At 73.4% G+C, this 20,528-nt stretch carries 12 protein-coding genes; 8 read left to right on the forward strand and 4 right to left on the reverse strand.

Annotated elements, in window-relative coordinates:
• Nucleotides 1-7: 7 nt before the first annotated feature.
• The gene (locus tag O0S08_RS25250) at nucleotides 8-3,091 is read right to left on the reverse strand and encodes a DUF2135 domain-containing protein (RefSeq protein ID WP_269041807.1); all 3,084 of its coding nucleotides are present in this window, start codon (nucleotides 3,089-3,091) and stop codon (nucleotides 8-10) included.
• A gap of 233 nt (nucleotides 3,092-3,324) precedes the next feature.
• Between O0S08_RS25250 and O0S08_RS25255 the strand changes: the two genes are divergently transcribed.
• Nucleotides 3,325-4,086: a sugar phosphate nucleotidyltransferase gene (locus O0S08_RS25255; protein WP_269041808.1), complete on the forward strand. Its 762-nt coding sequence runs from the start codon at nucleotides 3,325-3,327 to the stop codon at nucleotides 4,084-4,086.
• A gap of 707 nt (nucleotides 4,087-4,793) precedes the next feature.
• Here O0S08_RS25255 and O0S08_RS25260 read toward each other — a convergent pair.
• Nucleotides 4,794-5,177, reverse strand: coding sequence for a response regulator (locus tag O0S08_RS25260; RefSeq protein ID WP_211302558.1), 384 nt, complete (start codon nucleotides 5,175-5,177; stop codon nucleotides 4,794-4,796).
• Between the two features lie 61 nt (nucleotides 5,178-5,238).
• Between O0S08_RS25260 and O0S08_RS25265 the strand changes: the two genes are divergently transcribed.
• From O0S08_RS25265 to ggt, 6 genes are all read left to right on the forward strand, one after another.
• Nucleotides 5,239-6,816, forward strand: a complete 1,578-nt coding sequence (locus O0S08_RS25265) for a BamA/TamA family outer membrane protein (protein WP_269041809.1) — start codon at nucleotides 5,239-5,241, stop codon at nucleotides 6,814-6,816.
• A complete protein-coding gene (locus O0S08_RS25270) occupies nucleotides 6,813-7,457 on the forward strand; it encodes a DUF4390 domain-containing protein (protein ID WP_269041810.1) in 645 nt (214 codons plus the stop codon). Before O0S08_RS25265 ends, O0S08_RS25270 begins: the two co-directional genes overlap by 4 nt.
• Complete coding sequence (locus tag O0S08_RS25275; protein ID WP_269041811.1) at nucleotides 7,454-9,478, forward strand: sensor histidine kinase; 2,025 nt, start codon at nucleotides 7,454-7,456, stop codon at nucleotides 9,476-9,478. The genes O0S08_RS25270 and O0S08_RS25275 overlap by 4 nt, the downstream gene beginning before the upstream one ends.
• A 219-nt stretch (nucleotides 9,479-9,697) precedes the next feature.
• Nucleotides 9,698-12,457: a DUF4388 domain-containing protein gene (locus O0S08_RS25280; RefSeq protein ID WP_269041812.1), complete on the forward strand. Its 2,760-nt coding sequence runs from the start codon at nucleotides 9,698-9,700 to the stop codon at nucleotides 12,455-12,457.
• Nucleotides 12,458-12,790: 333 nt separating this feature from the next.
• On the forward strand, nucleotides 12,791-14,260 hold the full coding sequence (locus O0S08_RS25285; protein ID WP_269041813.1) for a DUF1254 domain-containing protein: 1,470 nt from the start codon (nucleotides 12,791-12,793) through the stop codon (nucleotides 14,258-14,260).
• A gap of 479 nt (nucleotides 14,261-14,739) precedes the next feature.
• Nucleotides 14,740-16,590 carry a gamma-glutamyltransferase gene (ggt, locus tag O0S08_RS25290; RefSeq protein ID WP_269041814.1) on the forward strand — a complete coding sequence of 617 codons (1,851 nt, stop codon included), beginning with the start codon at nucleotides 14,740-14,742 and terminating at the stop codon, nucleotides 16,588-16,590.
• 74 nt (nucleotides 16,591-16,664) lie between these two features.
• Here the strand turns inward: ggt and aac(3) are convergent, their stop codons facing one another.
• Nucleotides 16,665-17,492 (reverse strand): aminoglycoside 3-N-acetyltransferase, encoded by an 828-nt coding sequence (gene aac(3) / locus O0S08_RS25295; protein WP_269041815.1) that lies wholly within the window; start codon nucleotides 17,490-17,492, stop codon nucleotides 16,665-16,667.
• 74 nt (nucleotides 17,493-17,566) lie between these two features.
• On the opposite strand from aac(3), the gene O0S08_RS25300 reads away from it, so the two are divergent.
• Entirely contained in the window at nucleotides 17,567-18,010 is a 444-nt protein-coding gene (locus tag O0S08_RS25300) for a hypothetical protein (protein WP_269041816.1), read from the forward strand.
• A gap of 62 nt (nucleotides 18,011-18,072) precedes the next feature.
• On the opposite strand, the gene O0S08_RS25305 is transcribed toward O0S08_RS25300, so the two are convergent.
• Nucleotides 18,073-20,343, reverse strand: a complete 2,271-nt coding sequence (locus tag O0S08_RS25305) for a S46 family peptidase (RefSeq protein WP_269041817.1) — start codon at nucleotides 20,341-20,343, stop codon at nucleotides 18,073-18,075.
• Nucleotides 20,344-20,528: the final 185 nt, after the last annotated feature.

Raw genomic sequence — 20,528 nt, forward strand, 5'->3', positions numbered from 1 at the left:
CGTGACCTCATTTGCCGGGCGACGCCAGCGACGCGACCGCGCCCGCGTCGACCGGCGCCAGCGAGCCCGTCAGCGCGCCGAGGTCGACGTAACCCCGCTGCTTGAGCACCACGAACGGCCGCTCGTCGTAGTACAGCTGGCCCGCCCCGTCGTGCTCGACGATCTGGACCTTGCCCGCCCCGTAGTCGGCGTTGCGGCCGTAGTAGCCGACCTCGAGGCGGTACGGGTAGGCCTTGGCCGAGCCGTCGATGACGAACGCCTCGAGGCCGTAGCCCGCGTCCATGTCGTCGAGCAGGCGGCCGCCGGACTCGAGCGTCTTCTCGCGGTAGAACGCGTGCCAGCCGTGGCCGTCGCGCACGTGCAGGTCGAGGTCGCCCTGCGCGTTGTCCCAGCTGAGCACGAAGCGCAGCGACGGCTGGTCGGCCAGCTCGGCCTCCTGCACGCGCAGCGACTCCATCACGTAGTCGCGCTGCTCGGGCCAGCGGCGGATCCACGCCGCCGCCACCAGGCCGAGGTCGTCCTTGAACACGCGCTCGAGCCCGCGGGTCTTCGGCTCGACGCGGGCCCACGCCATGCCGTCGAGCAACGCCGCCCACGCCTCGCCGAAGTAGCCGGCCCGCAGCAGCGCGTAGGCGTACAGGCGGTAGCCGGCCGGGTCGTCGTAGCGCTGCTCGATCGCCCGGCTGTAGGCGTCGAGCACCAGCCAGTTGGCGGCCTCGCCGGTCCGCTCGAGCCGCGACGCCGCGGTGCGCCGCACGTCCGCGCGGCCGGGGTACAGATCGATCAGCGAGCCGTAGGCGCGGGCCGCCAGGTCGTCGCGGTGGTTGGCCTCGAGCGCCTCGCCGAGGGCCAGCAGCGCCATCACGTCGGCCGGGGCCGCCCGCTGCCACCGCTCCGCCACCTTCAGCGCGTTGCCCTTGTCGTCCCACGCGCCGAGCAGGTTCATCACCGCCAGGAAGTTGCCCTCGTAGGCGTCGGCCGGCGTGCGCTGGGGCCCGAAGCGCAGCCCCGCGTCCTTGTCGCGCAGGCGGTCGCGCGCGTCCTCGCGGGCCTGCTCGGCCGCGGCGTCGGCCCGGCTGTTCTCGCGGACAGGTCCTTTCGGACCTTGCCGTTCGGACCTGCGCGAACGGACAGGCACCGGCGGCACCGGCGGCGCGGCGGCGCTGACGGGCGGGGCGGCGTCGAAGCTGGTCATGCGCAGCTCGGCCAGCAGCGCGTGCGCCGGCGGGGCGACGCGCTCGTCGGGCAGCGGCACCGGGGCCGCCTCGCGCCACTCGGGGCCGAACTTGCCGACCGCGAGCACGTCGCGCAGCGAGGTGCCGTCGAGGCCGAAGCGAGCGTAGTCGTGGGCCGAGCCGATCACCACCATCGCCGTGGCGTCGTTGACGATCCGGTTCGACAGCGAGAACTCGACCGCGCGCTCGCGGAACTTGTCGCAGGTGTCGTCGGGCCCGCGGGCGCACGAGCGGGCCTGGTCGATCAGCCAGGCGGCGCGGGCCCCCGCCCACGCGTCCTGCAGCAGCGGCGACGGCGAGCGCGTCAGGGCCACGCCGTGGCGGGCCGCGACCTCGTGCCCGACCAGCTCGACCTCGAGCTCGTCCTCGGCGTACTCGGCGTAGACCAGCACGTCGTCGCCCGCCTGCACGCTCTCGAGCTTCTGCGGGTAGACCCAGCCGCTGCCGGGCACGCGCACCTCGACATCGCGGACCACGGTGCGGGTCAGGCGGTGGGCCACCACCCGCGGCGTCACCCCGCTGCGCAGCAGCAGCCCCGGCCGCGTCGACGCCAGCTCGTGGCCCATCGCCTTCAGCGTCTCCGGCCGCGCGCCCAGCTGCGTCAGCGCCGTCAGCCCGCGCAACAGCGCCGGGTCGGCCGCCCCGCCCTCGACCATCACGTCGAGCCGGGCCACCCCGAGCTTGCGCAGCCGGTCGGCCTCGGCGACGAGCGCGGCCTCGGCGTGCGCGCCGGCGGTGATGAGCCCGTCGGTCATCACCAGCATGCGCCGGGCCGGCCGCTCGCCGCCGCGGGCCGCGAAGCGCAGCGCCCCGAGCAGGTTCGACGCTCCGAGCGGCCGCCGCGAGCGGACGGCCGCCAGCTCGGCCTCGCCGAACCCGCGGATCGGGCCCTCGTACGCCACCTCGGCGCCCTGGTCGAACGCCACCACGCGCAGCGGGATGTCCTCGGGGACACGTGCGCCGATCTCCGTGATCAGCTGCCCGAGGCGGTCGACGTGGGTGTCCCAGCCGAGCGCCTGCGACGCGCTGGTGTCGAACAGGATCGCCAGGCTCTCGATCGGGTCGAGGTGGTCGTGGGGGATCGGCGAGATCCGGGCCACCACCATGTTGTCGTGGCGCAGGCCGAGCTCGCGCAGCCCGTGCGGCTGCACCACGATGTCGCCGGTCGGTCGGACGTCGGCGAAGCGGTAGAACTCGCCGTCGCCGCGGACCCCGGCGAACAGCGGGTCGCCGGCCATCACCAGCGGCGCGCGCGACCGCAGCGCCACCGCCAGCTCGCGCAGCGGCGCCAGCCCGGCCACCGGCACGCGGTACGGCTCGCTGCGCCCGCGCATCTCCTGCGTGTACGCGACGATCAGCCGCGTCTGTTGCCGCGCCGCGATCGGCTCCACGCGAGCGACGAAGCGCTCGCCCTCGGGCGCGCCGACCAGCTGCGGCTCCTGCGGCGCGTGGTCCAGCGCCAGCTGCTGGATCGCCGTGCGCCGCGGCACCACCTCGGCCTCTTGCCACGCCCCGTCGCGGAACGCCGCGAAGCGGGTCACGCGGGCGCCCGGCGGGATCGCCAGCGCCAGGCGACCGGCCAGAGTGCGGCCCTCCGGGTTGTCGAACGCCAGCTCGAGCTCCGTGAACGCCAGCGGCTGATCGAGCACCGCGCGGACCCGCAGCACCCGCAGCGGCAGCTCGGCCCCGTCGGCCGCGGTCAGCGAGATCGGCGGCTCGCGCCGGATCGGCTCGTCGGCGCCGCTCTTCGCCACCAGCGTCGCCACGTCGGGTCCGGTCTCGGTGCGGACGGTCGGCCCGCCGCACGCGAGCGCTAGCACCGCGACGGCGATCGGCGCCGAGCTCCAACGAGCCAACCTGTTGCTACGGAGTGCCATCCCGATGCGCGCGGACCGACACCAACGGTCGCACAGGGGACCTTGCGGCGCAACCTGGCGGCCCGCAGCCCCGCCCTGACGCCGGGGTGCCTGCCGCTGCCGAGGTCCCACCTTGTCCCACGCGAACACGCGCGCGCGTGCGCAGCTCACGGCCCGGCCGCCCGGCTGACCCGAACGCCAGGTCGCGACGATTTTGCTAAGGTCCGCCGCGCGTGCCACCGGACCCCGTCACCGCCTCGCCGCCCCCGATCGCCGTCGTCCTCGCCGCGGGCAAGGGCACGCGCATGCGCTCCGACCTGCCCAAGGTCCTGCACCCGCTGGCCGGCGAGCCGCTGGCCGTGCACGTCTTGCGCAGCGCCCGGGCGGCCGGCGTCGCCGGCCTCGTCGTCGTCGTGGGCCACGGCGCCGAGCAGGTCGAGGCGGCCCTGCGGCCCGTGTTCGCCGACCTCCGCTTCGTGCTCCAACCCCAGCAGCTCGGCACGGGCCACGCGGTCCAGTGCGCACTACCCGCGATCGGCGATCACGACGGTCCCGTGCTCATCCTCTCCGGTGACGTCCCGCTGCTGCGACCCGACACCCTCGCCGGCCTCGTCGACGCCTGCGCAACCAGCGGCGCCGGCCTGGCGCTCGCCACCTTCGAGCCCGCCGACCCGCACGGCTATGGCCGGATCGTCCGCGACGACCACGGGCGGATCCACGCGATCGTCGAGGAGCGCGACGCCGACGCGGCCACGCGCGCGATCCGGGAGTGCAACGCCGGGGTCTACTGCGCTCGCGCCGAGCTCCTGCGCAGCGAACTGCCGAGCCTCGGTCGGGCCAACGCCCAGGGGGAGATCTACCTGACCGACCTGGTGGCCCGCGCCGCCCCCCGCGGCGTGCTCACCTTGAAGGTCCCGGCCGACGAGGTCGCCGGCGTCAACACCCCCGAGCAGCTGGCCGCCGTCGGCGAGCTGCTGGCCGCCCGCGCCGGCTGACTCGTTGAACATGTCCGAAGGAGCATGCCCTCATGGACATGCCCCTGCGAACCTGCCCTCTCGAACCTGCCCTCGCACCCGCCCTCGATCCGATCCTGCGCTCGGCAGCCCTCGCACGCCGGCGCCGGACGGGTCTTCAGCGCTCGCGCCGAGCTCCTGCGCGACGAGCTGCCGGGCCGGGCCAAACGCCCGGCGGCATCTCTACCTGGCCGACCCGGTGGCCCGCACCCCCCCGCGACGAGCTCACCTTGAAGGTCCCGGCCGACAAGATCGCCACGAGCTGATGGCCGCCGCGCCAGCTGACCGTTCGCACATGTCCGAACGGTCATGCCTTTATGAACATGCATGCGGACGGCCGAGGTTCAGCCGCGAGCGGGCCCCGGATCTCGGCGGAGCCGACCGTCACCGCCAACAGAGAGCTCCCGGAGGACGGGGGCCGGGACGCCCCGGCACCGAGTTTGCGCAGGACGAGGCAATCGCCGTCTCGAGGCGCGCCGGCCGTTACGAAGTCCGAGCAACTGTCTGAGGGGACAGGGCGTCCCGGACACCGGCCCCGCGACCCTCGCCGCGCATCGATCCGGGGCCCGCTCGCGGCGTGCGATCGCCGGCTGGTGTCCCATGTCCCAGGCGCCGCCGCCTACGAGGCGCCCGCACACGGCCCGTTGCTCATCGGCCACGCCGCCGCGAACGCCGTCCACCTCGCCGGCTCAGCGCTGGATCGCCGCCACTTCGTCGACCTGGCTGCGCAGCTCGTGGATGTCGAACGGCTTCTCGATGAAGCGATCGCAGCCCGCGTCCATCGCCTGCCGGCGCTCGCGCTTCATCACGCTGGCGGTGACTGCGAGGACCGGCGTCGCGGCGATGTCGGGGGTCGCGCGGATCCGCTGGACCACCTCGATCCCGCTGATGCCGGGCAGGTCGAGGTCGAGCAGGACCACATCGGGCCGCCGGTCGCGCACCAGGGCCAGGCCGGACACCCCGTCCTTGGCGCCGATGACCTCGTAGTCGCCGGACAGCTCGAGGATCTTGCGGGCCAGAGCGAAGTTGCTCGGGTTGTCCTCGATGTAGACGACGAGCTTGCGGCCCTCCACGGACTGCAGTCTAGCGGACAACGGCGCGGCGCGGGCGGGCCTTGCGTTACACTCGCGGCCCATGCACGACCGTGACGCCCGCGCAGGCGACCGCCGATCCCGGCGGCCTGCTCCGAGTCGGTGGTCGTGCGGCCCCGCGTGGGGTCTCCTCGCGGCAGGGGTCTTGCCGTGGACGGCAGCCGCCGCTCCGCCCGCCAGCACCAGCCCGCCCGCGACTGCGGCGGCGGCGAGCCCGACCGCCGCCGCCAGCGCCGGGACCGCGACAACTTCGACGCAGGAGCGGCGGAGCGTCACCATCGCCGCCCTCGAGGTCCGCGGCACCGAGCAGACCCCCGCCGCGCGCGTCGTCGAGATCCTCGCCGGCGAGGGCCTGCGCCAGGGCGAGACCCTCCTGTGGCCCGAGGACGCGCGGGTCCAGCGGGCTCGCCTGCGGCTGCTGCAGACCGACGCTTTCGAGCGCGTCACCCTGCGCCTGCGCCCGCTCGCCGGCGATCCCGGCAGCGTCACCTTGACCGTCGACCTCGAGGAGCGCAGCTCGCTCGAGGTCACCGACCTGTACCTCGGGACATCTCGCTTCACCCCCTTTCGCGGCGGCATCCAGGCGCTCGAGCGCAACTTCCTCGGCCGCGCCCTGCAGCTCGGCGGCGGCTTCGTGTGGGGCAGCTTGCCGCGGCAGGTCCCGCGCAGTCGGCGGCAGCAGGCCTTCCGCCTCCACCTCGCCGCCCCGCGCCTGCGCGGCTCGCGGTTCGGCCTCGCCGGCACCGTCTACGTCACCTCCGCCAGCGAGCCGTACCGGATCGCCGGCCGCACCGACGACCCTGACCCGTCCCTGTTCCGCACCGTCGACTACGGCCGGATCGGCGGCATCCTCGGCACCACCTTCAACGCCGGCAACCGCCTCGTCTTCGGCCTCGATTACCGGTTCGAGCGGGTCAACGCCCAGCTGCCGACCGACCCGACCTACACCTCGCCGATCGGCGAGTCGCAGCCGATCGACCTCGAGCTGCGGCCCGGCGTCCACCGCCTCACCTCCTTCAACTTCGGCCTCAACTACGACGGCCGCGACGAGGCCGCGCGGCTCGGCAAGGGCGCGCGCGTCGCCCTCGATCTGCAGCTCAGCTCGCCGCTGGTCGGCAGCCAGTACGAGTACATCAAGCTGGTCGCCGGCGCGGCCTACAGCTTCCGCCTGCCCTGGGGCCACTGGATCACCCCCAGCGTCGTCGCCGGGCAGATCGCCGGGCGCGCCCCGCGGTTCGAGCGGTTCTTCGCCGGGGACCTCAGCGACTGGACCCCCGGGCGCGAGTTGGGTCTCATCTACACCACCCGCAGCCCGGTCGACGTCTTCAATACCGGCGTCGACAGCCGCGTCCTCGGCTCGTTGTTCGCCCGCTTCGACCTCGAGTACGTGTGGCCGCTGTTTCAGCGCAACCGCGTGCGCGGGATCAAGGCCGGCTACCTCATGTGGTCGACCGGCATCTTCACCTTCGCCGGCGACTCCTCGGAGCGGGCCCGTCACCGCGCCGCCGGCGAGTGGGCCGCCCCGATCGGCTTCAACGCCAACTTCGGCCTGCGCCTCGAGACCGTCGTCGGCGCCCTCGAATTCACCGTCGGCAACGTCCTGCGGAGGACCCCGCTGTGAGACGGCGCGCCCTCCTCCTCGCCGGCCTCTCGCTGCCGCTGCTGGGCGCCAGCGGCCTCGAGCTGCTGCGCAACCGCCGGGCCAAGTTCGAGGAGGTCGGCGACGGCGTGCTCATGACCGCCGCCATGCCGGAGCTGTTGCCCACGCGCGACGGCGACGCCATGGCCTCGCTCGAGTCGGCGTTCGCCACCACCCTCGTGTTCGAGATCGTCGTCTACCGCGCCGGCCACAGCGTCGCGGTCGACCAGCGCTCGCGCGTCGTCAAGATCCAGTACAACCCCTGGAAAGAGCGCTACGTGGTCACCACCAGCGATCCGGGACGCGCCCCGCAGATCCGCTACTACACCGACCGCGACGAGGCGATCGCCCGCGCCACCACCCTCGACCGCGTCCGCGTCGCCCGCGTCAGCGCCCTCCAGCGCGGCCCCGAGGCCGTCTACTTCGCCACGGTCGTCGGCCAGCGCAACCCGATCGACCGCGACCTGCTCGCCCCGCAGTCCGGTGACGAGTGGGACCGCGGCCAGGGGCGCGACCTCTCGGTCTTCTCGCGCTGGGTCGGCATCTTCGTCCGCGCCACCCAGAGCGCCGAGCAGACCTTCGCAATAAAAACCGTCCCGGGCTTCTATCTGGTGTCGTCATGAGTCCGCGCGGTCCCAGCGACGACGACGCCCCGCGCCCGGGGCCGCCCCCGGCGGACACCCCGCCCGGCGATCGCGCCGCTGCCGATCCCTCGCGCTCCGGTCCGCGCGACGACCTCCCCGGCACCTCGCGCCCGCCCCCTGCTTCGCGCGACCGCGCCGAACCTTCGCCCACGCGCCCGACCACCGACCCGCGCAGCAAGCCCGAGCCCTCGCGCCCGCCCGTCGGGGGCAAGCGCGAGCCCTCGCGCCCGCTCGCGCGGCCGGCAGGGCGTCCGCCCTCGACCGTCACCCCGGCCGCGCGGCCCGAGTCGTCCGCCCACCCGCGCGCCGACAAGTCCGCGACCGACGCTCCGCAGCGGCCGTTCGCCTCGTTCGCCCGCTTCTCCGCCCCCGACTCGCGGCCCTCCGATCTCTCGCGGATCCGCATGACCCGGATCGGCCAGCGGATCGTCGCCGCGCCGCGGGTGCCGTGGTGGGGGCGGCTCGAGTCGCGGGTGATCACCGCGCTCGTGTGCCTCGGGATCCTCTGCGTCGGCGCCTCCGCCTACCTCGTCGCCCTCACCGTGCAGTACTTCGAGGGCATCGTCGGCTCGGCCACGCAGAAGAGCGACGACGCGGTCGCCCTCTCGCTGCCCTTCTACGACGGCTACGTCAAGGCGCGCAAGGAGACCTACCGGGCCCGCCTCGAGGCCATGGCCCGCGAGCTCGAGCTGGCGGCCGCGCGCGGCGAGCTCGCGGCCGACGACCCGGCCGGCCTGCGCGAGCTGCTGCACGAGCACTTGCGGCGCGAGCCCGACCTCGTCGAGCTGTCGGCCGGCGGCCCGCACCACGCCCTGGCCGAGCGGCGGGCGCTGCTGCCCGAGGACGAGGGCGCGCGGATCTGGGTCATGTCCGGCCCTGTCCCTTTGAACATGTTCCCTGCGACAGGGCCGATCGACCAGGCCGGCCTGTCCGCCATCTTCGCCCTCGACCCGGCGCTCGACCGCGACTACCAGTCGCTCGGCATGATCAAGCGCGGCCTCGACTACGTCACCGTCGACGGCAACGTCGTTGACCGCGGCGAGCTCGAGCGGGCGGTGTATCGCGCGATCGGGGCCGCCAGCGCGCTGGTGCTGATGGTCGCCTTCATCGCCGGCTTTTTGCTCGCGCGGGCCACCACGCGCAAGCTGAGCATGCTCAGCGACGCCATGCTGCGGGTGGCCGGCGGCGATCTGCTCGCGCGCGTGCCCGAGCTCGGCAACGACGAGCTCGGCCAGCTCGGCGCCGCCTTCAACGGCATGCTCGACGAGCTCGCCTCGGCCCAGCGCAAGCTGTCGTACCTGCAGCGGGTCGGCGCCTGGCAGGAGATGGCGCGGCGGATCGCCCACGAGATCAAGAACCCGCTGACCCCGATCCAGCTGGCCGCGCAGCAGCTGCGCGAGAAGGACCCGGGCACCGACGAGAACTTCTCGCGCCTGCTCCGCTCCTCGGTCGAGATCGTCGAGGACGAGATCGAGTCGCTGCGGCGCATGGTCACCAGCTTCTCGCGCTTCGCCAAGGTCCCCGAGGCCCAGCTCGAGCCGACCGTGGTCGCGCGGATCCTCGGCGAGTTCGAGCGCGCCTACGGCCACCTCACCGAGCGCGAGTCGGATGTCCTCGAGGTCATCCCCGCGCCCCCGTCGCTCGTCATCCTCGGCGATCGCCAGCTGCTCAAGCAGTGCCTCGTCAACCTGGTCGAGAACGCGGTGCTGTCGCAGCGGCAGCGCGGCCCGGTGCACGTGCGGGTGGTCGCGCGCCCGGCCGAGGGCGAACCCGGGTTCGTCGAGCTGCGGGTCGACGACAACGGCCCCGGCATCGAGCCCGAGCGGCGCGAGCGGGTGTTCGAGCCCTACGAGTCGACCCGCAAGGAGGGCACCGGCCTCGGCCTGGCGATCGTCAAGAAGGTCGTCCTCGATCACAACGGCGAGGTCCGGGTCGAGGACAGCGAGCTCGGCGGCGCCGCCGTGGTGATCCGGCTGCCGCTCCACGAGCCCGGGGGTTGACCCGGTCGCCGACCCCGCGCCCGGGGCAGATCTGCGCAGTGCGCCGGCTCCCGCGCCCGCGCAAACAGCGCGCCGCGCAGACCGCTTGTGACAGTGCGCGCGCGCCGGCCCGCGCGCCTCGTCCGCGGCCCGATCCGGCGCAGACTCCACGCGGACCGGGCTGCCCGGCTTGTGGCCGCCGGGGTATCGTTGGCCCGCTCGGCTCCAGAGCTCTCGCGCATGACCTCCGCTGACACCGATCTCGGGTTCCCGACCAAGGGCTCGCTCAAGCGCGTGCCGTTCTCCAGCCTCCTGCGCGACATCGCCGGAGCCGGCGTCACCGGCAGCCTGTACCTGATGAGCGGGGACACGAAGAAGGTCGTGTTCTTCGTCGACGGCCGGCCGACGGTCGTCCGCAGCAACCTCGCCAGCGAGTTCCTCGGCCAGATCTTGACCGATCAGGGCCTCATCACCCAGGAGCAGTGCGACAACACCCTCGAGGCCATCCGGCGCACCGGCAAGAAGCAGGGCGAGCTGCTGGTCGAGATGGGCATCCTCTCCGAGCACAACCTGCGCTACGGCCTGGACGAGCAGCTGCGGCGCAAGTTGTTCGAGATCTTCGCCTGGGACGAGGGCCGGTTCCAGTTCAAGGAGGGGACCGAGCCGGGCATCAGCGGCACGCCGCCGGCCGGCACCACCGAGGCGCTGATCCTCGCCGCCATCCAGGAGCGCTTCACCGACGAGCGCGCGCGCGAGGCCCTGCGGCCGTGGGCCGACAAGTACCCGACCCAGAGCCCGCGGTGGAGCGGCGACGCGGCCGGCCTCGAGCTCTTGCCGGAGGAGCTCTACTTCCTGCGCTGCATCGACGGCAGCCGCACCACCGACGAGCTGCTGTCGCGCCGGCCCGACCTCGAGGTCCCGCAGCTGTCGACCTTGCTGCTCGGCCTCATCAGCGCCGGCGTCGTCGACCCGCTCGACGCCAAGGCGCCGCGGCGCCTGGCCCCGCTGCGGCCCAACCTGACCCCGCCGACCTTGCCCGAAGAACAGCTCGCGCCGGGCTTCGAGGTCCTGTCGACCATCGGCGAGTACGAGGACACCCCGCTGCCGAGCCGCCTGCCGGTCGACCTCGGCGCCTCCTCGAGCCGGAACCCGCGCGTCCCGCTGCTGCCGACCGAGGACGAGGAGATGTTCCGCGGCCTCAACGTCGACGAGAGCGTCGTCACCGATCCGCGCAACCTGAGGGCCAAGCTCCAGAGCGCCGCCATCCGCGAGGTCATCCCCCGCCCCGCGCCCGCTGCCTCCGCGCCCGCTGTCGGGAGCGCCGACGTCTCCGGCTCGTTCGACGCCGAGACCGACTTCAGCGACCTGCGCGACGGCCCCGAGGACTCGATCCGCGGCCCTGCGCCGGTTCCCGCACCCGCGACGGCCCCCGCGCCCAGGCCGGAGATGCCCAAGCCCGAGGGCCTCAAGCTCGGCCCCGGCCTCGCCTCCCTGTTGCGCAAGGAGGCGCCCCCGATCGTCCCGCCGGTCGAGACGGCCGCCGACGTCTCGCACACCTCCGCGGTGATCGCCCTGCTCGACGACCCCGAGCTGCCCGAGGACCTCGCCGATCCCGACGACCTCCTCGGCGACGAGTCGCTCGCCGGCGTCGCCCTCCCCGACGAGCCGCTGCCCGACGAGTCGCTCGCCGGCGTCGCCCTCCCCGAGGAGTCCCTCGCCGGCATCGCCCTCCCCGACGAACCGCTCCCCGAGGAGTCCCTCGCTGGCATCGCCCTCCCCGACGAGCCGCTCCCCGAGGAGTCCCTCGCCGGCATCGCCATCCCCGACGAGCCGCAGGCCGCCGACGCCGACGAGCCGCTCGAGGACATCGAGGAGCTCGAGGAGCTCGACGACGAGATGATCGAGGACGAGCACGACGACGCGGACGAGGCCGGCGGTGACGACGAACCCGCCGAGCCGCCCGTGGCCGCCGCCAGCGACCCCGCGAGCGAGCCTGACGGCCCTGCCGGCCTCGCCGGCGGCGACCTCGACGCCGAGCCGCCGCCCACCCTCGCGCCGGAGGGCCTCGCGCCCGAGCCCCTCGCCGACCTGCCCGAAGAGCCAGGTGACCTCGGCGACCTCGCCGAGCTCGGCGACAGCGCCCTGCTCTCGATCGCCGCCGTCACCGCCGACGCCGGGGCCGAGCCCGACGCCGGCCTCGAGCCCGACGCCGGCCTCGATCCCGACGACCTGCTCGCCGGCGTCGACGACGACCTCCTGCTCGCCGACGGCGACGAGCCGCTGCCCGACCTCGGCGACCTCGACGGCCTCGAGCTCGGCGACGACCTCGGCGACCTCGCCGGCGACCTCGGCGACGACCTCGGCGGCGCCCCGCTCGATCCCAACGTCTCCGGCGACCTCTCGCTGTCGGTCGACCTGGCCGACCTCGGCGATCCCAACGTCTCCGGCGACCTCTCGGCCGAGATCGGTGACCTCGGCGAGGACGACGAGGCCGAGGAGCTCGACCCGCTCGACGAGGAGCCCGAGCTCGGCGACCTCGGCGGCGACGCCGGGTACGCCGACGAGCCGATGCTCGCCAGCGGCGAGAACACCTTCGTCGGCCCGAACGACGAGGCCGGCGGCGCCGACGGCGGCGCGGAGGCCTACGCCGCCATGCGCTACGGCGAGGCCGAGGCCGCCATGCGCGACGGCGACTACGACACCGCCGTCGCCCTGTTCGAGGACGCGTACAACACCGGCTTCGACACCGCCGACCTGCACGCCCACCTGGCCTTCGCCCGCTACCGCGCCAGCGGCGGCGACCCGGAGATCGGCCAGAACTCGCTCGAGCTGCTCGACTACGCCGAGAGCATCAACCCGAGCCTGGCGATCCTCCACGCCTACCGCGGCGCCATCTTCGTCGGCATGGGCGTCCCCGACAGCGCCCGCGAGTGCTTCGAGCGCGCGCTCTACCTCGATCCGTACTGCGAGCTCGCGCTCGAGTACCGCGACGCCGAGTAGCACCCGCGCCGGCGTCCTCCCTGCCGCACGCATGCGGCGCGAAGGATCGCGCGCCGCTGCGCCCGTACATGTCCCCCGGGACATCTCATCCGTCCACCGACGCTCGCTCGTCGCTCGTCCATCTCCCGGAAGCTTCTGCCGGCGCCCGCGCCCGTGGCTCGCCGACACGGACAGATCCTTGAGGACAGCTCACCCGGACCGGGCCGCTCGTCCGCCGGCCCGCGCAGCGCCCTGCCGTCTCGCGCATCGCGTCGCCGCCTCGTGCCCGCCCCCGCACCCCGCCGCGTCGAGGTCGCTTGCGCCGCGCCCAGCCTCGGGCAGCTTGCGCGCTCGATGCACCGCGCCGCCCTCCGCCGCTCGCTCTCCCCGGTCCTCCCGCTCGTGTGCCTCGCGCTCGCGTGTCACCGCGGCCAGGGCGTCGCCCTCGCGCCCGCGCAGGAGGTCGCGGCCCCCGTCGAGCCCGTCCCCGAACCTCCGCCGCCCCCGCCTCCTGCGCCGCCGACAGCCGACCCGCACCTGCGCCAGGTCGCGGAGCAGGTCTACACCTTCGCCTATCCGCTCGTGCTCATGGACGTCACGCGTCAGGTCATGACGACGCAGACGCCCATCAACACCTTCCAGCACATGCGCGCCTACCCCAGCGCCAAGTTCCGCGACGTCGTCAGCCCCAACGCCGACACCCTCTATTCCTCGGCCTGGCTCGACCTCGCCAGGGAGCCGATCGTCCTCGGCATCCCGGACATGGGCAAGCGTTACTGGCTCATGCCGATGCTCGACGCCTGGACCAACGTGTTCGCCTCGCCGGGCACGCGCACCACCGGCAACAAGGCCCAGCACTTCGCCGTCGTCGGCCCCAACTGGCAGGGCCAGCTGCCCGAGGGCCTCGTCGAGCTGCGCGCGCCGACCGACATCGTCTGGATCATCGGCCGCACCGCCGTCCACAGCGAGCTCGACACCCTCGCGGTGCACAAGCTGCAGGACCAGTACAAGCTCACCCCGCTGTCCGGCTGGGGCCCGATGGCCGTCGCTCCCGAGCCGCCGCCCCTGACCACCGGCGTCGACATCGGCACCCCGCCGGCGCAGCAGGTCCAGGCCATGCCGCCCGAGCAGTTCATGGCCCGGGTCGCCGAGCTCTTGCCGGAGAACCCGCCGGCCGACGCCGACGGCGCCATGGTCGACAAGATGCGCGAGCTGAAGCTCGTGCGCGGCTCGCAGTGGGGCCCCGCCGAGCTCACGCCCTCGGCCGAGCTCGCATTGCGCGAGGGCTTCGAGAACGCCCGCGCCGAGCTGGCCGCCGCCGCTCGCCACTTGCCGGGCGACAAGGTCAACGGCTGGCGGATCTTCGGCGACACCGGCCAGTACGGCGTCGACTACGAGCGACGGGCCCTCGTCGCCGAGGTCGGCCTCGGCGCCAACCTGCCGCAGGACGCGCTCTACCCCGCCACCGCCGTCGACGGCGACGGCCAGCCGCTGACCGGCGCCAACCGCTACGTCCTGCACTTCGACAAGGGCGAGACGCCGCCGGTCGACGGCTTCTGGTCGGTCACCCTCTACGACGAGGAGCACTTCTTCGTCGCCAACCCGATCGACCGCTACGCCGTCGGCGATCGCAGCAAGCTGCGGCGCAACAAGGACGGCTCGGTCGACATCTACATCCAGCAAGAGTCCCCCGGCAAGGCGCGGGAGACCAACTGGCTGCCCGCCCCCGCCGGCCCCTTCAACCTCATCATGCGCCTCTACTGGCCCAAGGAGCAGGCCCTGACGGGCGACTGGGTCCCCCCGCCGGTGACGCGCATGCCCTGAGCGTCGGCGCGCCCTCTCGTAGGACCTTCAGGACATGTCCTGAAGGTCCATCCGTGCGACCGGCGCGCGTGCATTATGTGACCATAAGGACATGTCCATAAGCACAACCGACACGCCACCCGCGCCGCCCGTGCCGAGCCCGTCGCGCCCGCCCACGGCTGCCCCGAAGGACCTGTCCCGAAATACTCCCCACAGCTGACGGCGCCCGGCTCGACCGTCGCGCGCTCGCCCGCTTCTGTCTCAAGAGACCTGGCCCTGAGAACAAGTCGCGCGCTCGTTCGCTGCGGCGGCCCGGCCCGGCTCCGGCGAGCGCGTCGGCTGCCGCGCCGACGCGCCTCGCCTGCCGCTCTCGTCGCGAACGCGCCCGCGCCCGCGCCCGCGTGCGCCTCGGCGAGTGGTCCGCGTCCTGGTCCGCGTGCATCCCCGGGTGGACCGCACGATGAGGCCGCGCTCGAGCTCGGCCAGGAGCGTGGATGATCATGAACAAGCACGTTGCGACCCTCGCCGTCCTCCTCGCCGTCACCGGCGCCTGCCCTTCGTCCTCCAAACCCGGAGCCGCCGCCGACCCGATGCTGCCCACCGGGCCCGACGACTCGCAGGACAGCCCGCCCGGCGGCTTCACCAACGGCGTCGTCACGGCCTCCTCGCAGGTGGCGGCCGACGCCGGTAGCCGCGTCCTCGCCGCGGGAGGCAACGCCATCGACGCCGCCGCGACCGTCCAGTTCATGCTCAACGTCGTCGAGCCGCAGTCGTCCGGCCTCGGCGGCGGCGGCTTCCTCCTGATCTACCTCGCCGACGAGGACAAGACCTACGTCATCGACGCCTCCGAGCGCGCGCCCGCCGGGGCCAAGGCCGACATGTTCGTCAGCCAGGCCGACGCCGAGGTGCGCGGCTCGTCGGGCTACATCGTCGGCGTGCCCGGCACCCTCAAGGGCATCGCCACCGCCCTGGAAAAGTGGGGCACCACCGACCTCGCCGCCGCCGTCGCGCCGGCCATCGTCGCCGCCGAGCGGGGCGTGCGGGTGCACCCGCTGCTCGCCGAGGACATCCGCAGCGGTCGGCTCGACCACGAGCTCGGCGACCCCGCCTACGACGAGGCCCGCGCGGTGTTTCGCCCCACCGAGAAGCCGCTGGTCGAGGGCGACATGCTCACGCAGCCCTTCCTCGCGCGCACCTTGAAGATCCTCGCCGCCGACGGCACGAGCGCCTTCTACGACTGCGGCGACGACACCGGCCTCGCCGAGGCCATCGTCGAGGCCCAGCGAGCCACCCGCGAGGTCAACCCGGACGGGGTCGGCAGCATGACCTGCGACGACCTGCAGAAGTACGACGTCGTCATCCGCAACCCGCTGTCGCGGCCGTACCGCAACTACACCGTCGTCACCGCCCCGCCGCCCTCGGCCGGCGGCGTCGGCCTGCTGCAGATGCTCGGCGTCCTCGAGCGCTTCCCGATCGGCGGCGAGGACATGGGCCCGATGGACAGCCAGACTTTGAACCTCGAGCAGGAGGCCATGCGCCTCGCCTACGCCGACCGGGCCATGTGGATCGGCGATCCCGACGTCGTCCGCGTCCCCGTCGCCGGCCTGCTGTCGACCGGCTACATCGAGGACCGCTCGCGGTCGATCCAGCTCGGCGCGCGGATCCCCGAGATCGTCGCCGGCGACCCGCGGCCGTTCGATCCGACCGACCGGCCCGAGGGCATGATCGCCCCGGTCACCGGCGACCCGCGCGACGGCGGCGGCCACACCACCCACTTCAACGTCATCGACGGCGCCGGCAACATGGTCAGCTGGACCAGCACCCTGTCGTCGGCGTGGGGCTCCGGCCTGATGGTCCCGAACTACGGCTTCATGCTCAACGACTCGCTGTCCAACTTCAACCATCACCCGACCCGCAGCACCGACCCGAACGCGATCGACCCCGGCACCAACGACCCCGCGCCGAACAAGCGCCCGCTCAGCAGCATGGCCCCGACCCTGCTGTTCGTCGACGGCCGGCCGATCGCCGCCTACGGGGCCGCCGGCGGCTCCACCATCCTCAGCACCATGCTGACGCTCACCCTGAACCTCGTCGATCACGACATGAAGCTGGCCGAGGCGATCGCCGCCCCGCGCCTCACCCTGCAGAGCGGCAGCAGGAGCGCCGTCACCGGGGTCGAGCCCGGCCTCATGCTCAAGAACCTCGAGCCCCTGCGCAGGCTCGGCTACTCGTTCGACCTCGTGTTCAGGCTCGGCGCCGCCCAGGCCGCCGTCCTGTTCCCCGCCACCGGCGAGAGCTACGGCGCCGCCGACCCGCGCCGGCTCGGCGGCGTCGCCGGCCCGTCCAGGTGACCCGAAGGGCATGCCCTCCCGGACATGCCCTTCAGAACATGCTCACGAGGGCATGTCCGCACGGACATGCCCTTTCAGCGCGCGTCGAGCTCGGCCGCCGTCGCGGCCATGATCGGCACCGCGAAGTCGACCAGCGCGCGGGCCGGCAGCAGGTGGCTGGCGGCCGCGCCGATCGGCCCGCTGCGGGCCAGCCCGGCGGCGAGGAAGCGCTCGACGATGGCGCCGAAGAGCCGGTCGGGCCAGTCCTTGATCCCGTTCATGCTGTCGAACTCCTCGACGTCGAGCCACACGCGGGCGCCGTCGCGCAGCACGGGCACGCGCACGCGGGCCACCCGCTTGTCCGGGATCGGCGCCAGCGCCTCGGCGTAGTGCAGTAGCGTCACCTGGTCGAGGTCGGAGCCGACCAGCAGCACCTTGCCGCCGACCTCGCACAGGCGCGCCAGCGGCGAGCCCTCGCCGAGGCCGTAATTCGGCGCGTGGTCGCGAGTCAGGAACTCGGCGAGCGCGCCCGCGGCCCCCATGCGCATGCCGACGTTGGCGCTGCAGCGCACCTTCGGGTGGCCGCGAAAGAACTCGGCCAGCACCCCGAAGTCGCGGCTCGCTCGCGTCAGGGAGGGGTCGAACGGCGGACAGTGCTCTTCGATGAAGCGCTCGTCCTCGGGCGGGTGCAGCCCTCGACCGATGTCGTCGTACGGCGACGGACAGCCGAGGTACACCATCATCGTCCCGACCTCGCCGACCGCCGCGAGGATCGCCGCGATGAGCGTGTCGGGCCCGCCCAGCAGCGATCCGGCCGCGCGCAGCGACGCGTGCACCATCACAGTGTCGCCGGGCACGACGCCGAGCGCCGCGCAGTCGCGCACGAGCATCTCCTGGGTGATCCGCGGACAGGCGAGGTTCATGGTCGCTCCTGGCCGCGACCATAGGCCGGACCCGCGCCGACGACAAGCGCGGGCCCGCGGTGTTACAAGCAGACATGGACCCGCACGTCCTCGATCTCGGGACGCACATCGGCCCGACTCTGGTGCGGCGGCAGTTCCTCGACGCCCACCCGCACGTCGGCGACGCGCTCGAGCGGGCCCACGCGCGGATCGTCGTGTTCGAGCCCGACGACCACGACCTCGCGTTCTTCCCCGCCGTCCAGCGCGCCCTCGACGTCGCCGTCCCGGCTGTCCCTGCGGACATCTTGCCGCTCTTCGTCGCCCTCGTGGTCCTGCCCGACCTCGTCGCCGCCTGCGGCTACGACTTCTCCCGCACCCACGCCCCGGTGCCGCCGCTCGCCTGCCCGCGCGGCGACGTCCTCGGCTACATCGCCCTCGGCGAGGGCGGCGGCCTGTTCTTCGCCGCCGACGGCCGCCGCGGCACGCCCACGCCCGAAGCAGTGCTCGCCGTGCTCGCGCGCGCCGCGTCTCGACGCTGAAACGACGACGACCCCGGGAGCCGCGCCCCCGAGGTCGTCCTCGCGTCATCCGCGGCGCGGCGTCAGACCGCCGGCGTCACGCCGAGCTCGGTGAGCAGGTGGTCGGCGCCGTCGACCGCGTCCATCACCCACAGGACGTAGCGGATGTCGACGTGGATCGAGCGGGTGATCGGCGGCATGAACACCCAGTCGCTGGCCATCGCCTCGATGTTGCCGTCGAACACCAGGCCGGTGAGCTCGCCCTTGGCGTTGAGCGTGGCCGAGCCGGAGTTGCCGCCGGTGATGTCGAGGTCGGCGAGGAAGTTGACCGGCACTTCGCCCAGCTCCTGGGCCGTGTAGGGCCCGAACTTCCGCGCCGCGATCGCGTCGAGCGCCGCCTTCGGGGCCGCGAACGGCTCCTCGCCGGTGTTCTTCACCACCATCTCCGACACCGTCGTGAACGGCTTGTAGACCGGCGCGCCGGCCGACGGCGAGTAGCCGCGGATGGTCCCGAAGGTCACGCGCAGCGTCGAGTTGGCGTCGGGCGCCAGCGACCCGTTGTGGTAGGCGCGCAGCGCCTCGATGTAGCGCGGGCGCAGCGCGGCCATCGCCCCGGTCGCGGCCTCGCCCTGCTTCTTGTGCTCGTCGACGATCGGCCGCAGCTTGGCCGCCAGCTTGACGAACGGGTCGGCGCTGGCCTTGACCGTCTTGGCGCTCGACGCCCGCAGCGCCTCGAGGCGGACCACCGCGTCGCCGAGCTTGGTGCCCTTGTAGAGCTTGTCGAGCGCGCGGTCGATGTCGTTGTCGGTGATCGTCCCCTTCTTGCCGACGATCGTCGTCAGCACCTCGGGGCGCTCGGCCTCGGGCAGCTTGGCGGCGCGCTGCAGGTACAGGCGGAACACCGCGCGGTCGAGCTCGGGGTGGTAGTTGGCCTGCAGCGCCTGCATCGACTGCTCGAGGTCCCGCTCGTCGCGGGCCTGCATGCCGAGCTTGCGCTGGTCGTCCGGCTTGGCGCGCTCGTCGGCCAGGCGCACGATCGTGTCGGCCGCCTGCAGCAGCAGCGAGCCGCGCACCAGGTCGTCGTGGGCCGCGTCGCGCTCGCGCGTCTTCGCCTTCTCGGTCGTCAGCGTCGCCATCTGCGCCAGCACGTCGCCGTACTTGGCCTTGCGCGCCTCGTCGCCCTCGATCCACTTCTGCAGCTCGCCCTCGATGCGGGCCTTGTCGGCCGCGACCCCGCCCTTGACCAGGCCGTCGCGCATGCCGCGGAAGTTGAGCAGGTAGTTGTTGAGCCCGCGCAGGCGCGAGGCCCCGGCGATCTGCGCCTTCGGGTCCTTCTTGCCGATCCCCTCCATCACCGCGATCAGCTCCTCGTACAGCTGGATCTGCCGGCTGTAGTACCAGTCGGCCGCCTGCTGCGCCTCGGCCGAGGTCTTGAGCCGCTGCGTGCGGCCCGGGTAGCCGGCCACCATCACCAGGCTGCCCTCGGTCGCCTTGTCGGTCGCCACCTTCAGGTGGTGCTTCGGCTTGTACGGCACGTTCTCCGGCGAGAAGTCGGCCGGCTGGCCGTCCTTGCCGACGTACGCGCGCAGGAACGAGAAGTCGCCGGTGTGCCGCGGCCAGCGCCAGTTGTCGATGTCGCCGCCGAACACGCCGATGCCCTCGTGCGGCGCGTACACCAGGCGCACGTCGCGGAGCTCGGTCTGCTCGATCTGGAAGAACTGCGCCCCCTCGTAGAAGCTCGCCACGGTGCAGCGCACGCCCGCGCGACCGCCCTCGCACGCGCCCACCAGCTGCTTGCGGCGGTCCTCGATCTGCCCCGCGCGCTTGTCGTCGGGCGCGCCCTCGAGCCCGCCGAGCACCTTGTCGGAGACGTCCGTGAACGCGGTGGTCACGAACACGCGCGCCGCCGGGCCGCCCGACTTCTCGTCGGCGCGGGTCTTGGCCAGGTAGCCGTTGTCGAGCAGGTTGTTCTCGGGCGTCGAGTTGGTCTGCAGGTAGCGCGTCACGCAGTGGTGATTGGTGACGATCAGGCCCTCGGGCGACACGAACGAGGCCGAGCAGCCGCCGAGGCTGACGATCGCGCCGAGCGGGAAGGCCGTCGGGTCGGTCAGCGCCGCCGGGTCGTAAGCGAGCCCGAGGCTCTTCAGCGTCTCCGCGTGGGCCGTCATCTGCCCGGGCATCCACATCCCGCCGGGGTTCTCGAACTTGACGGCGGGCGTGGTCGGACCTGTCTCTTGGGCCACACTCTCGCCGCCGGTCGGAGTGGCCGAGTCGGCGCCCTTGCCGGCGCAACCGGCGAGGAGGAGCACGAGGGTGAGGCTGGAAGGCAGCGCGGCGGGGAGGGTGCGGAGCATGCCGGGATGGGTATCAGATCCGCGCGGTGGCTGCGCGCCGCATTCGCGTGACCTCCCCGGGTCTCGCGCGGTGAAACCGGCGCGAGCGCGCGGCACCGGGCCCGGCGGCCCGCGCGGCCCGTGAGCTGCCCACGTGCGCCCCCTCGCACGGACTTGCCCGCAGCGGGCCCTGAGGTTTAGCCTTC

This window comes from Nannocystis punicea, from assembly GCF_026965555.1.
GTDB lineage: Bacteria > Myxococcota_A > Polyangia > Nannocystales > Nannocystaceae > Nannocystis > Nannocystis punicea.

Excerpts from the sequence above, each read along its gene's own strand:
- O0S08_RS25280 (WP_269041812.1), top strand. The coding sequence starts at position 9,698 with ATGACCTCCGCTGACACCGATCTCGGGTTCCCGACCAAGGGCTCGCTC.
- O0S08_RS25265 (WP_269041809.1), top strand. The coding sequence starts at position 5,239 with ATGCACGACCGTGACGCCCGCGCAGGCGACCGCCGATCCCGGCGGCCT.
- O0S08_RS25285 (WP_269041813.1), top strand. The coding sequence starts at position 12,791 with ATGCACCGCGCCGCCCTCCGCCGCTCGCTCTCCCCGGTCCTCCCGCTC.
- ggt (WP_269041814.1), top strand. The coding sequence starts at position 14,740 with ATGAACAAGCACGTTGCGACCCTCGCCGTCCTCCTCGCCGTCACCGGC.
- O0S08_RS25305 (WP_269041817.1), bottom strand. The coding sequence starts at position 20,343 with ATGCTCCGCACCCTCCCCGCCGCGCTGCCTTCCAGCCTCACCCTCGTG.
- O0S08_RS25300 (WP_269041816.1), top strand. The coding sequence starts at position 17,567 with ATGGACCCGCACGTCCTCGATCTCGGGACGCACATCGGCCCGACTCTG.
- O0S08_RS25275 (WP_269041811.1), top strand. The coding sequence starts at position 7,454 with ATGAGTCCGCGCGGTCCCAGCGACGACGACGCCCCGCGCCCGGGGCCG.